Origin of the sequence: Streptomyces viridochromogenes (assembly GCF_001270495.1) — a bacterium.
In the GTDB taxonomy this organism is placed as follows: Bacteria; Actinomycetota; Actinomycetes; order Streptomycetales; family Streptomycetaceae; genus Streptomyces; species Streptomyces viridochromogenes_A.
The window spans coordinates 15,018-28,561 of the sequence record NZ_LGUR01000239.1; the positions used below are offsets into that span (position 1 = coordinate 15,018).

8 protein-coding genes and 1 pseudogene are annotated in these 13,544 nt (G+C 70.9%); 5 read left to right on the forward strand and 4 right to left on the reverse strand.

Going from position 1 to position 13,544, the window contains the following annotated elements:
- Positions 1 to 31 precede the first annotated feature (31 nt).
- Complete coding sequence (locus ADK36_RS36995) at positions 32 to 883, forward strand: PaaX family transcriptional regulator (RefSeq protein ID WP_048585903.1); 852 nt, start codon at positions 32 to 34, stop codon at positions 881 to 883.
- A gap of 63 nt (positions 884 to 946) precedes the next feature.
- On the opposite strand, the gene ADK36_RS37000 is transcribed toward ADK36_RS36995, so the two are convergent.
- The 3 genes from ADK36_RS37000 to ADK36_RS37010 all read right to left on the reverse strand — a co-directional run bounded on the left by ADK36_RS37000 (position 947) and on the right by ADK36_RS37010 (position 5,384).
- Positions 947 to 2,584: a sigma-70 family RNA polymerase sigma factor gene (locus tag ADK36_RS37000; RefSeq protein ID WP_048585877.1), complete on the reverse strand. Its 1,638-nt coding sequence runs from the start codon at positions 2,582 to 2,584 to the stop codon at positions 947 to 949.
- 296 nt (positions 2,585 to 2,880) lie between these two features.
- Complete coding sequence (locus ADK36_RS37005; protein ID WP_053200719.1) at positions 2,881 to 3,948, reverse strand: DUF1152 domain-containing protein; 1,068 nt, start codon at positions 3,946 to 3,948, stop codon at positions 2,881 to 2,883.
- On the reverse strand, positions 3,945 to 5,384 hold the full coding sequence (locus ADK36_RS37010) for a coproporphyrinogen-III oxidase family protein (protein ID WP_053200721.1): 1,440 nt from the start codon (positions 5,382 to 5,384) through the stop codon (positions 3,945 to 3,947). The genes ADK36_RS37005 and ADK36_RS37010 overlap by 4 nt, the downstream gene beginning before the upstream one ends.
- 218 nt (positions 5,385 to 5,602) lie before the next feature.
- Between ADK36_RS37010 and ADK36_RS37015 the strand changes: the two genes are divergently transcribed.
- Genes ADK36_RS37015 through ADK36_RS37030 form a run of 4 tightly spaced genes read left to right on the forward strand, consistent with a single transcriptional unit; the run spans position 5,603 to position 10,483 of the window.
- The gene (locus tag ADK36_RS37015; protein WP_048585880.1) at positions 5,603 to 6,853 is read left to right on the forward strand and encodes an ATP-grasp domain-containing protein; all 1,251 of its coding nucleotides are present in this window, start codon (positions 5,603 to 5,605) and stop codon (positions 6,851 to 6,853) included.
- Positions 6,854 to 6,858: 5 nt separating this feature from the next.
- On the forward strand, positions 6,859 to 8,157 hold the full coding sequence (locus tag ADK36_RS37020) for an ATP-grasp domain-containing protein (RefSeq protein WP_053200723.1): 1,299 nt from the start codon (positions 6,859 to 6,861) through the stop codon (positions 8,155 to 8,157).
- On the forward strand, positions 8,154 to 9,455 hold the full coding sequence (locus ADK36_RS37025) for an MFS transporter (protein WP_053200725.1): 1,302 nt from the start codon (positions 8,154 to 8,156) through the stop codon (positions 9,453 to 9,455). Before ADK36_RS37020 ends, ADK36_RS37025 begins: the two co-directional genes overlap by 4 nt.
- Positions 9,452 to 10,483 carry a peptidogalycan biosysnthesis protein gene (locus ADK36_RS37030; RefSeq protein ID WP_053200726.1) on the forward strand — a complete coding sequence of 344 codons (1,032 nt, stop codon included), beginning with the start codon at positions 9,452 to 9,454 and terminating at the stop codon, positions 10,481 to 10,483. Before ADK36_RS37025 ends, ADK36_RS37030 begins: the two co-directional genes overlap by 4 nt.
- Before the next feature lie 15 nt (positions 10,484 to 10,498).
- On the opposite strand, the pseudogene ADK36_RS37035 reads toward ADK36_RS37030, so the two are convergent.
- Positions 10,499 to 13,227, reverse strand: a pseudogene (locus tag ADK36_RS37035) (glycoside hydrolase).
- Positions 13,228 to 13,544 lie beyond the last annotated feature (317 nt).

Here is a 13,544-nt window from a genome sequence, read left to right on the forward strand (position 1 = left end):
GCCGCCGGTGGGCGGTCGTACGCTGTGCACCGTGGAGGACGACGACATCCTGGACGCCCAGGGCAGCTCAGAGGGGCCGCAGCAGCGCCCCCAGTCGCTCATGCTCACCTTCTTCGGCAACCACGTCCTGGCGGAAGGCGACCTGTGCGTCTACTCGGGCAGCATCATCGACGTGCTCGGACGCGTGGGGGTCGGTGAGCAGGCCGTGCGCTCGACCCTCACCCGGATGGTCAACCGCGGCCTGCTGCGGCGCCAGCGCGAGGGCCGCAAGATGTTCTTCGGCCTGACCCCGCAGGCGAGCCGTGTCCTGGAGGACGGCCGCACCCGCATCTGGCATCAGGGCGCGGTCAACGACGACTGGGACGGCTCCTGGACCCTGCTCGGGTTCTCGCTGCCCGACTCCTGGAAGCGCCAGCGCCACGACCTGCGTTCCCGGCTCACCTGGTCCGGGTTCGGCGCGCTCTACAGCGGGCTGTGGATCGCCCCGGGGAAGGTCGACGTCGCCGCCGTGGTCGCGGAGCTCGGTCTGGCCGACCACGTCAAGATCTTCCACGCCCAGGCGGACGACGCCACCGACATCGCGCAGATGATCCACGGCGCCTGGGACCTGGAGAGCATCGCCGCTCGGTACGTCACCTTCGACAAGCGGTGGACCGCCCTCCTGGACGCCGGACCGGGCGACGACCCGATCGGAACCCGGCTGCGGCTGGTCAGCGAATGGCTCTGGACCATCCGCACGGACCCCCGGCTCCCCGCCCGGCACCTTCCCCCCGACTGGCCGGCCCGCCCCGCCCAGGAGACCTTCCGCCGCGTCGCCGAACACACCGAGCGGCCCGCACGGTTGATGGCCCGGGCCCTGCTGGAGACGACACAGCTGAGGTAGAGGGCGGCGCCGTCCAGTCCTTCGTCGACGAGTCCCGCGGCCGCCGGCGCCGGGCGGTCCGTCTCACTGCTTCGTGCCGAAGTTCTGGGTCCACCAAGGGCCGCCGGAAGCCTTGTGGACGCCCACGCCGATGTCCTTGAACGAGCAGTTGAGGATGTTGGCGCGATGGCCCGGGCTGTTCATCCAGGACTCCATCACCGCCTCCGGCGTCTGCTGGCCCATGGCGATGTTCTCCCCGTACGTGGACCAGGTGTAGCCCGCGGCGGTGATGCGTTGCCCGGGGTCGGCGCCGTCGGGGTTGGTGTGGTCGAAGAAGTCGCGGGCGTCCATGTCCTCGGAGTGGCCCAGGGCGGCCTTGTTGAGCAGCGGGTCCTCCGAGACCGGGCCGCATCCGGCGGCCGACCGTTCCTTGTTCACCAGCGCGACCACCTGCGCGACGTCGCCCGTCGGGGCCGCCTGGGTCTGCGGGGTGCTGGACGCGGTCCGCGTGGGCCGCGTGGGCGGCCGGGGAGCCGGCACGCTCTTCTTGGTCGGGCGTGGGGACTTGGAGGGCGTCGCCTTCTTCGAGGGCGACGCGGACGGCGACGGTGACTTCGAAGGCGACGGGGATGTCTTGACGGGGCTGGGTTCCGCGAGGTCCACGGCGGGAGCGCCGGCGGTCCGCGAGGCAGCCGCCTCCTCGGTGCCGGTCCCGGGCTCCGTGTCGAGGTACCAGAGGCCGCCGCCCGCCACACAGGCCGCCACGACGGCACCGCCGACGGCTCGGCGCCGGTTGCGTCGGCGTCGGCGGGCCTCGCTGCGGGAGGCCGCGCGGCCGCGCCCGCCATGGTGACCGGATCCGGGGCCCGATGTGCCGCGGCCTGCGGACGGCGCCGGCCGGGACGCCGAGCCGGCCAGGGCCATCCCGCCGGAGGCGGAGAGGACGCTGTCCAGCAGGGCGGGCGTCGCGGCGACCAGCGCCAGACCGGCCAGCAGCCCCTCGGCGGGCATCAACCCGCTCCACAACCCGGAGCAATGACCGCAACCACGGGCATGTCGGGCTATTCGCTTGCGCCACAGTGCCGAGGGCCGGCCGTCCCAGGAGGCCAGCGCGCCCTGCAGTTCACCGCATCGCGGCCGTGCGTCGAGCGCCCGCACCACGACCCGGGCCGCCTCCAGCTGTGCCTTCATCCGCTGCACCCGGACCGCCGTGTGCTGCGGCGACAACTCCAGGGCCTCGGCCACCTCGGTCCGGGTCAGCTCACCGGCGCACTCCAGCCACCAGAGCGACAACAGGCCCCGGTCGTCCGGCTCCAGCCAGCGCGTGGCGCGTGCGGTCTCCCTGCGCTGGCCGGACAGCTGGAGCTGCACCATGGTCAGGTCCACGAAGTCGGCGCCCGGATCCGCGAGCTCCTCGGCCTCCTCGACGGCACCCGGGGCGGACTGCCGGTCGTGCCAGTGCGCCCGGACCTGGTTCATCGCGATCGCCACGAGCCACGAGCGAAAGCTCTCGGGAGTGCGCAGAGCGCCCAGCGCGTCCAGGGCACGGAGCATCGTGTCCTGCACGACGTCGTCGACGTCGACCGAGCCGTTCAGGGCCCGCCCCACGACGTTGTAGACCAGCGGGAGGTACGCGCTGACCAGGGCGTCCTGAGCCTCCGGATCGCCGCCTCTGGCAGCGATCACCAGTGCCGCCGACTCCCTCGTGCGCTCTGTACTCATCAAAAACTTCCCTGTCCTCGACGCCGAACGGTGCTGTCCGATACCTGGGAGATCGATCGGCGGGCCCGGGATAACAGTTCTTCGGACACGTGTTCCACGAGAGACTCACGGGGCCGGTCGGACGGCGCAATGGGGAAAGTCACATCGAGGGGGACGGACGGCTTCCGAGCGTCGGTTGGGCTGAACGCTCGTACCCGCACGTCCCCTCTCGTCATACTTCAAAGGGAGATTGCCGCAGTACGGATGCTTCGACTGCTTTGGTATGGGTTCGCGGCAACCGTCCCCTAGGCGCATGGTCAGACCAGGGCAAGCACCGCCCCCTCGGCACCCAACAGCCCGCGCAGAGACGGTATTTGACGCCATGTCAGCCCGAGAGCACGGGCGGCGAACCGGAGTGTGACGTACGGTGCGCCCTGTGCCGCCGCTCGGATGACCTCTCGCGCGGCCTGTTCGGTCCAGGGCAGGGCGGCCCTGGCCGACGGTGACGGCTCCCTTGCTCCGACGCGTTCCCGGTCGAGCTCGTGGAGCCCGGTGAGTTTGGCCGACAGGTCGGCGGCGGCTTCCAGTGTCGGCGGCGGCGCGGCGAGCAGGTGCGCCGCGACCGTGTTGTGGGCGACGGCCTCGTCCAGGCCGGTGGAGTGGATGCGGGCGGACGCGTCCGTGAGCAGGATGCGGTGGTTCACCGTGCGGACCGGTCCGCGTACGCCGTCGACGGCCGCCGCGAACAGGGCGGACGCCTCCGAGGGGTGCCAGGACAGGGCCGTTCGGATCGCGGCCACGTCCTGCCCGAGGGGGGTGAGAGCCTCGCCGTCGAGGCGGTCCAGGACGTCGGCCTGGGGGATCTCCCCGTCGGTTCCCGGACCGGCGACGTACACGGTGGCAGGCACTCCGGCGAGCCGGCATGCGGCCAGGACCAGCGCGTCCACCAGCGGGCTGCACAGGGTGTCCTCGTCGCCGTGCGTGAGGATGTCTCCGCCGACGTCGACGATGCGGACGTGGTCGTGTCCGGCGTCCACGAGGCGTCGGAGCTGGTCGGCCATCGCGGCGAGCCCCTGCCATGGGTCGAGCAGGACCAGGCGTGCCGTGAGGTCCGCGGCCAGGTCGGGCAGCGTGGAGCCGGCGGGCGCGATCGGCTGCGTGATGGGTGTGATGACCGGTATGCCTGCCTGGAGTGCGAGACCGGTGAAATGGACGCATCCCAGAGGGCCGGGGGTGGGGTCGACTTCGAGGCGTTCCCAGGCGTACGTGGCGATCGTGGTCTCGCCGAGAGGTGTGCCGGTGAGGACGCGGCCCACGGTCGCCGCGGTGATCGCGGTGCCCACGGGGTCCCCGCCGCCGCCCGCGGCGATGAACAGGTCGCTCACGCGGTCTCCCGGCCGGTGCCGATCCCCGTGATGCGCACCGGCGTGCCCATGTTCCTGCGCGCCCGCGCGTTGGCTTCGTGGAGACCCTCGTAGTACGCGCGGTCGAGTCCCTTGACGTGGTCGGAGTAGAACATCCAGGAGAGGATGTCGCGGTACTTGAAGCCCTTGGGCGTGAGCTGGACGCGGCGCGGGCCGACGCGGTGGACCAGGCCGTTGGCCTGGGCGGCGTCGAGGATCTCGGCCACCTCCGGGGCGATCGCGTCCAGGCCGAAGCGGTCGAGTTCGGACAGGTCGAGGTCGAAGCTGTCGAGTACGAGCCTCTTGCGGACGATCTCCTCCGGGGTGAGGGCGAACCCCGTCGTGGGCTGCAGGCGGTGGGCCCTGGCGTTGTCGATGTATGCGGCGACCTCGGTCAGGGACGGCTTGACGCTGCCGGTCATGTAGTCGAGGACGGAGGTGTAGGAGCGGGCGCCGACACCGAGGCCGAGCAGGGGTACGCCGTGGAAGGTGAGGACCTTCTGGACGTAGCCGCCGCGGCCGGGCTTCTTGTAGCGGACGGAGCCCTCCTGTACGTAGCCGTGGGCGGTGAACACCTCACGGGCGTAGTCGTAGCGCTCGTACAGTTCCGGCTTCCACATGTACTGGTACGCGCCCGTCCTGGAGAACCACGCGTCCGGCCGTACGGTGAGGAAGTAGGTGGAGATCGTCGTCGGCGCGAGCTTGGCCAGCTCGTCCACCGAGTGCTGCCAGGTCTCGGGCGTCTGCCCGGCGAACCCCATGATCAGGTCCGTGGACAGGTCCGGCAGTCCGCGGTCGTGGACGATCTCGACGGCCCGGCGGATGACGTCCTCGCCCGCCTGGCCCCGGCCCGCTTCGCGGATCTCCCGCGGGACCAGTGACTGGATGCCGATGTTGGCGCGGGTCAGGCCCAGGTCGAGCAGCCGCCCGAAGCCGTCCGGGTCGGCGACGATGGAGTCCGGGGTGGCCTCCAGGGCCACTTCCTCCACGGTGGAACGCCAGTTGGGGTAGATCTCGCCGAGAGTGCCGAAGATCTGCTCGAAGTGACGGGTCGACAGCAGCGCGGGGGTGCCTCCGCCGATGTAGACGGTGCGCAGCCGGCGCGCCTGGATGATCTCCGCGTGGTCGCGGAGCTGCGTACAGAGCGCGTCGGTGTAGGCGTCGTACAGGTCCTCGTCGGTGGATATGACGGTGTAGAGATTGCAGAACCCGCATTTGTAGCGGCAGAACGGGACGTGCAGATACAGGTTGAGTTCGGGCACCTGGTAGTTGGCCAGGTCCTTCGCCCATACGTCGTGGACGTCCCAGGCGCCCTCCTCCAGCGGGCGGTAGGTGGAGCGGGGCGGATACGAGTACTGGTACGGCGGGATGACGCCCTGTCGGATGTACTCGGCGAGCTGGTCGTGCGGGCTGTTCACGATGGATGACTCCTTCGCACCATGCCGTTCGGTTGACCGTGCCCCCCGATCCGAACACGCAACATTTTGTTGAAGCTATCGGTGTTGTGCACCAACTCCCCCACGCCAACGGGGTGTCATCGTTGTGGCTTCGGACAACTCGGCGCTGTCATCAGCGAGTTGTTTTCAGAGAACAGCCCGATGGACGGTGCACCGTCGCGACCGATCCACTGGGGCACGTGGACAGCAGCGACGAGCCGGACCTGACCGGCGTGATGGTGATCGAGCCCATGGGCAACGCGGGCCCCTTCCTCGTGAAGGCCGCGGCCCGGCTGGGCGTACGCCTGCACGCGGCCACCGACGAGCGGGTGCACGCCGGCTACGAGCCCTGGCTGACCCGCCATCTCGCCGGGGTCTGTCTGACCGAACTGGCCGACACCGCACGCGCGTTGGACGACATGGAGGCGTACTGTCTGGCGCATCGCATCGCGGGTGTGGCGGTCTGCTGGGAGTTGCTGACCCCGCTGGCGGCTCTGCTCGCCGCACGCCTCGGGCTGCCGGGCAACGACCCGCTGCGCGCCAAGGCCGCCCGCAACAAGATCGCCATGGCGGAGGCGTTCCGTGCGGCGGGCGTACCGACCCCCGCCGAGCTGGTGGTCGCCACCGCTGAAGAGGCCCATGACGTCGCCGCGTCCGGGCGGCTGGGGTGGCCGCTGGTCGTCAAGCCCGCCGAGCAGGGCGGCTCCTGGGGGGTGAGCGTGGTGGCGGGCCCGGACGGACTCGACGCCGCGGTGGCCGCCGCCGGGCGGTTCACCCGCGCCGAGCCGCACGGTCTGCCGCTGGACTCCCGGGTGCTCCTGCAGAGCTATGTGGCCGGCGAGGAGTTCTCCGCCGACACGGTCGTGCACGACGGCGTGCCCTACCCGCTGCCCGTCGTCCGCAAGGACACCACGGCGGGCAGATACCGGGTGGAGACCGGGCACTCCTGCCCGGCCGGGCTCGATCCGGGCACGGTGCGGGCCGTCCAGGACACCGCGGCGCGTGCCGCGCTGGCCGTCGGGGTGCGCAACGGCATCGCCCACACCGAGGTGAAGATCCCTCCGGGCGGGGCGCCGATCGTCATCGAGACCGGGGCCCGCCTGCCCGGGGACAACATCTGCGAGATCGTCGAAGCCGCGACCGGCGTGAGCGAAGCGGCCGCCTATCTGCGGGTCGTGACCGGGCAGCCACCGCACATCGCCCCGACCCGCGACGCGGCGGCCGCGCTCCGCTTCCTGCTGCCCGACCGGGCCGGGGTGGTGGAGGAGGTCGTCATCCCCGAGGTGCCCGGAACGCACAGCCGGATCGACATCCGTCCCGGAGAGCGGGTGCCCGAACCAGCCGACAGTTCCGGCCGGGTCGGGCATGTCATGGCACACGCCGCGTCCGTCGACGAGGCCCGCCGACTCGCCGGCCAGGTGATCGCCGACTCCCGAGTGAAAGTGAGTTGATCCCCATGCCCAGCCTCGCACAGCACCCCACGCAGACGGGCGCCACGCGGAATCCCGTGCAGAAGATCGCCTTTCTGCGGTCCGTGGAGATCCGGCGCGCCGATCCGTACATCCAGCGTTGCGTCCGCGACCTGGCCCGGCTCGGCATCGACAGCTGTCTGTTCCACACGCACGGCACCGCGGACGACGGCGACTTCCCCGGCGAGCGCCGCCGGCTCGATGCCGCCGTCACCCCCGCCGAACTCGCCCGGGAGGTCGCTCAGTGGGGCGCCGACGCCGCCGTCTCCATCTCCCTGCCCTGCGAGAACGCGCTACGGGACGCCACCGTCAAGGAACTCCTCGACGCCCGGGGCATCCCCACGGTCATGACCCCGCTGCCGTCGGCCCTGGCCCTGTGCGACAAGTGGGAGACCAAGCGACTCCTCGTCCGCGCGGGCCTGGACACCCCACGCGGCGTGAAGGCCGACTCCGATCTGCTCGCCGGCCGGGGCGTGGCGTTTCCCGCGTACGCGGACGCCCTGCGCGCATCCGCCGCCGGCATCGGCTATCCGCTCCTGTCCAAGCCCTTGTGGGACTCCACCAGCATGGGGATCAGGGCGCTGCCCGACGCCGGGGCCCTGGACGCCTACCTCGCCGATCCGCCCGAGGTGTCGGCGGTGATCGAGGAGTGCGTCTCCGGCGCCCTGTGCTCGGTCGACATCGTGGGCGAGCCCGGCAAGTACCGCGTACTGCCCGTGTGCTGGACGGGTACGGCGGGCACCGAGCCCGTCTTCACCTTCGCCGACCTGCGCTGGTGCGGCCCCGGAGCGCAGGCCGACACCGACTTCGCACCCGTCGCGGCCAAGCTGATCGCCCTCTGCGAGGAACTCGGCGTCCAGGGCTCCGTCAACGTCGACATGATCTACACCGGTTCGCGGTACGTCATCCTGGAGATCAACCCGCGGATCGGCGGCGCCACCACGCTGTCCTGCGCCGCCTCCGGCACCAACACCTTCGACGCCCTGGCCGCCATGGCGCGCGGCGACTACGCACCGGCGCCCGTGCGGCGTACGGGATGGGCCATCGAGTTCCTCTCCGCCGAACGCCTGTCGGCGGCGCTACGAAATGAGCTGACGGACCGTCTGAACCTGGTCACCGCACACGAGTTGGTCATCGACGACACGAGCCACGGCGACATCGTCGTTTTCACCCTCGCCGAGGGCGACGAGCAGCAGACCGTCAAGCAACTGGAGGAGCTGCACCGGACAGCGGCCTGGCCGCGTCAGGAGATCCTGGACAAGATCCGAGCCCTGCTCACCACATGACCGACACCGCCACGCCCCGCAGGCCCCACGCGCCCCGGTTGCGTCGCGTGCTCGGAATTCCGGCCACCCGCGGACACGGCCGGTTCATCGCCGGCAACCTCATCGACTCCCTCGGCAACGGCATGCTCCTGCCGCTCGGCCTGCTGTACTTCACGACCTCGCGCGATCTGCCCCTCGCCGCGGTCGGAGCAGCCGTCACCGCGGGCCAACTGGCCGCCCTGCCCGTCGTCTTCGTCGCCGGTCGGCTCATGGACCGGCACGGGCCCGGACGCCTCACCGTCGTCGCCAACATCGTCAGCGCCGTCGGCTTCCTCTCCTTCCTCCTCGCCGACCGGCCCTGGCAGATCGCCGGCGCCCACCTTCTGGTGCAGTCCGGCGTCAACGCCTACTACACGGCGCAGCGCACGCTGATCCTGCACGCCGCTCCGGCCGCGGAGACCCGCGGCTGGTTCGCGTTCACCGGCAGCCTGCGCAACATCGGCATCGGCGTCGGGGCACTGCTGGCGGCCGGCGTGCTCGCCCTGTTCGGCACGCACGCCCTGACGTGGCTCGTCGCCACGGCGGCACCGCTGTATCTGCTGGCGGCGTTCTGCTTCGCCCGTGTGCCGACGAGCCCTCCGTCTGACGCGGCCGGCGCCGGCGCCGCTCCCACACCCCCGAGGACGGCAAGCGATGATCAAGCGGTCCGCGAGAGGTCCGACGCCGGGGACACGCGCCGCTACCTGCTCCTGGTGACGTGCAACATCCCCTTCGTCCTGTCCCAGGCCATGCTGTCGGTGCTCATCGCCGTGTACGCCACCGAGACGCTCGGGCTGCCCGCCTGGTCCGCGAGCATCCTGCTGGTCGTGAACACCGCGATGGTCGCCACCCTCACCAGCCCCTTGACGGCACACGCCGCCCCCGGGCAGCCTCGGCGCACGATGGCCCTGGGCCATGTCCTGCTGGTGTGTGCCATGCTCGCGTTCGCCGCGCCCGCCGTGCCCGGGGCCGGCATCGCCGCATGGCCCGCCCTGGTCACCGCGATCGTTCTCTTCAGTCTGGCCGAGATCTTCTACTCGCCGGCCGTCAGCGAGCTGTCCGTCACGCTCACGCCCGGTGCCACGCGCGGCAGCAGGCAGAGTCTGTACCAACTCTCCTGGTCCGCGGGCAACATCGCCGCCCCCGCCCTGTTCACCGGCCTCCTCGAAGCCGGTGTGCTGCTGCCCTGGACCGTGCAGGGCGCGGCGTGTCTCCTGGCCCTCACCGCGCTCCCGGCCCTCAAGTCCCCTGCCCCGCGGGGCGGAAGGAAGGACACATGAAGACCGAGATCGTCAGCAGCGTGCACGCCGTGCCCGTGGCGGACTGGGACCGGATCGCCCGGCACGCCGGTGTGTACCTGTCGCACCGCTGGCTCGCCGGCGAGGAGAGCGACCCCACGGCCAGGGCCTCGTACGCGCTGGTCCGGGACAGCGAGGGCACCCTCGTCGCGGCCGCACCCCTGTACTTCGTGCACCACGAACCCAACGCCTACTACGACCCCGTGCACCTGCCGCCCGGCACCGAGAGGCCTCGTGTGATCGCGGGTGCCCGACGCGGCTACCACAACACACCCTTGACCGACCCGGACCTCACCGCCGACGTCGACGCCCACTGCCTGGCCCTGCTCCGTGAGGCTGCTCGTGAGCACGCCGGGCGGCACAGGACCACGCACTGGTGGCCGTATCTGACCGAGTCCGCGACGCGACGGCTGGCGCCGCTGTACGGCGCGCCCCCGCACCGCATGGAGGACGACGCGACGATCCCGCTGCCGGGAGCCGGTTTCGACGACTATCTGGCCTCCCTGCCGTCCAAGCGCCGCGTGGCGATACGTCACGAGCGCGCCGCCTTCGAAGCAGCCGGACTCGACCTGCGCCACCAACGCCTCGGCGACGTCTACGAGGACGCCGGACGCCTCCTCGCGGCCCTTCAGGAGTCCCACGGCCACGGAGACGACACCGACGCGATGACGAGCCTGCTGAAACGTCAGGCCGAGGCCATGGGCGAACAGGCGCGCGTGGTCGCCGCCTACGACGGTCCGCTCATGACCGGCTTCTGTCTCTACTACCACCAGGGCAGCACCACTTGGCTGCGCGCCGTCGGTATCGCCCCCGAACGCCCGGCCCCCTTCGCGTACTTCGCACTCACCTACTACGCCCCCATCGAAGACGCGTACCGCCACAGCACGGCCGCCCTGCACTGCGGGATGAAGGCGATCGAGGCAAAGCGCCTGCGCGGTGCGCGAGTCAGCGGGCTGTACGCGCTGCATGACACGCGCACGGATGACACGCGCACGGACGAGGGCGCGTGACCCGTCACGGCGACCTCAGCGTCGTACGAGATGGATCCGGTACGTCCGCGTCCTGGACCCGTCCTCACTGGTCACCGAGACGACGGCCACCACCTTCCCGCCGTCCTCGTCGAGACGGTCGACGGCGACGGTGGCGTAGGGATCGCGTGCCGTCGCCGTGATCCGGCCCCGGCTCGGGCTGTCGGTGACGACCCGGTAGGTGGTGGTGTCCGGATCGAAGGACGGGATCGGCTTTCCGGACACCTCGATGGACTGGGCGGCCGCGTCCGCGGAGGCGCCCGGCGCCTCGGCGTGGACCTCGATCTCGCTCATGGTGAGGTAGCCGCCCTGACGCGCGGTCATGACGACGCGCACCCCGGACGCCGGTCCCGCCTCCAACGGGACGTCGACCACCGGGGTGCCCTCGGTCCCGACCGCCACCGGGTCGCTCGCGTCGACCCACGGGGCGCTGTCGGACACGCGCACCTGCACCTTCAGGTCGTGTCCACGGTGACGACCGCCCGCGCGGGGATCCTCCGCCCGAGGGGGTCGGTCGCCTCGCCCCTGACCCGTACCGTGCCCGGTTCGCGCCACTTCCGGTCCGGTGGCAGGTTCCACACCACGGGCAGAGCACCCCGCGTGCCGTCCCGGAACACCGGTGCCACCGTGGCGGGCAGCTCGGGCCGCAGGCCGGGGACGGTGAACGTCTCGGCCGGTTCGGTGCGCAGCACGGTCTCGTCGGTCACGGTCCAGCGCTGGTTCGCGGCCGAGGTCGGGGTGTACGTGGACACCTTGGCGCCGTCCGCGGTCGACTGGCCGGTGACGTCGACGAGGCGGCCGGTGGCGGCGTTGACGAACGTCCATGTGCCGTCGCCGATCGTCGACATGACCCATTGCGCGGCTTCGGGGACCTGCCCGCGATCGCCCTCCGGCTCCTCCAGGACGGCTTGGTCGTCACGTACGGCGAGCCGCTTGCCGGTCTTGGCGTGAGTGAGGGCGTAGCGCTCGCGGCTGTCGGTACCGCGCGTCAACTTCCGTATGTTCCAGAGCTGTTGAGCGCTGTCGGTGCCGGTGCCGGTCGTTCGGATGACGACGCCGCTGCCGTCGTCCGACGGCTCCAACGATTTGCCGCTCTGCGTCCCCTGGAGCCGGTAGACATGCCCGGGCTGGACGAGGGCCGCGTCCCGTGCCACGCCACCGACCCCCTCGACCAGGAAGGTCGTGACCGACTTGGCCGGGACGGAGAGCGTGGCGGACCGGTCGGTCACCCGGACCGGCGCGCCGCGCACCAGGGCGCCGTCGCCGCTCGTGACCACGGGAGTGACGGTGGCCCGCGACGTGACCTTGCCGAAGCGGGAGAGATCGAGGTTCACCGAGCGCGCGGAGGTCCCGCTGTTCACGTGCACCACGGTCGCCGTACGGCCGCTCCGCTTCACGGCGGCGACGCTGGACGGGTCGTCGACCTTCACGAAGTGGTCGCCTGGGCGGATGTAGTGGGTGAAGTTCCGGATGGTGTGGAACTTGGTGTTGGTCCGGATCGGGCAGGTCTCCAGGGTGTCCTCGGCCGTGCAGTTGAACGGCACATGGATGCTGCCCCAGTTCTTGCCGGCCGCGGCCTGCGGGATGGCGTCCTCGACCGGCTGCCAGAACACCCAGGCGGAGGGCTCCAGTTCACGCATGTCGTCGACCATCCGGGTGGCGATGCCGAGTCCCGGTTCCATGCCGGTGAAGTCGGTGCCGGTGCCCCAGGTGCCCTCGACCTCGCTCATCCACAGCTTCTTGTCCGCACCCTTGGCGATGTCCCGGGCGCTGGTGCGCTGGCCGGTGCCGTAGGTGTGCACGTTGAGCTGGTCGACGGCGGCGCGCGCGGGGGTGCCGTAGGCGTTCCAGTTCTGGGTGAAGATGCCGGGGTTGGTCTCGTCCATCGCGGAGATCCTGGCGTCGGTGCGTGCCCCGTCGAGCGCCTTGTCCAGCGCGAGGATCACCTTCTGCTGGAGTTCGGGGCCCGCGTGCGCGCCTTCCTGGCGCCCGCCCGTGGGCTGTCCGTCCGCGCCGAGCTGGGTGCCCCAGTAGGGCGTGTTGGGCTCGTTCAGCGGGTCGATCGTGTCGAACTCGATGCCGTGCTCCTGCTCCATGCGCTCGGTCACCCGCGCCAGGTAGGTGGCGAAGTCGTCGACGCGGTCCGCGCGGATCTGGTCGGCGCTCGCGTCGAAGCCGCCGGAGACATAACCGCTGACGGTCTGGAACCAGGGCGGCGAGTTGCTGAACGCCTCCCAGCGGTCGACCTTGTCCTTGATCTGGTCCACCCACCAGCGTTGACCGGCGTCCGCGCCCCAGTTCCAGTGGTCCGGGTTGTTCGGATCCCACCAGTCCATGTCCTGCCGGGTGGTCCCCGCGGGGGCCTTCCAGAAGCCCTCCATGGTGGCGCCCGCCTTCATGTAGTCCTTGCGGACGTCGGGGGCGTTGCCGCCGCCGATGTTGTACCGGGCGATGTTGAGACCGAGGCCGTCGGCCCCGAAGAGCATGTCCACCAGCTGTCTTCGGATGGGCTCGGGATAGCCGCCGGTGGCGTTGGCGAACCAGACGAGGCTCGTGCCCCATCCCTCGAACTCCTGCTGCTGGTAGGAGGGGTCGATCCGGACGGTGACCGCGCTCCGCGGTACCGGGTCCGCCGCGTCGGCCGTGTCGGCGGCGCCCGCCATGGGCGCGGCCATGAGGCTCGCGCCGAGCGCCAGGGGAACCGCTGACGCCAGAGCCCGGACCATGCGATGCCGATGGGGCACGGCACTCCCTTCCACAACACGGCTGAACAGAACCGAACAGAATGGATCGCGCTCAGGGAATGCTGAGGGACGGTAATGAACTCGTCAAGATAGTGGGCGACTTGGGCCCTCAGCCGGGCCCCGGGGTGGGCCCTCACATGACGTTTCGGCGACTTCATTGACATGCCCAAGGCGGGTCATTAATCTCCGGGAAGCTCGGGAAAGCGCTTTCCCCATACCTGCCCAACACCCGTGCCAGTCGCCTCTTTTCGCACGTTCGAACAAGATCCGAGCCGCAGCCGGAGTCGCAGTCGCAGTCG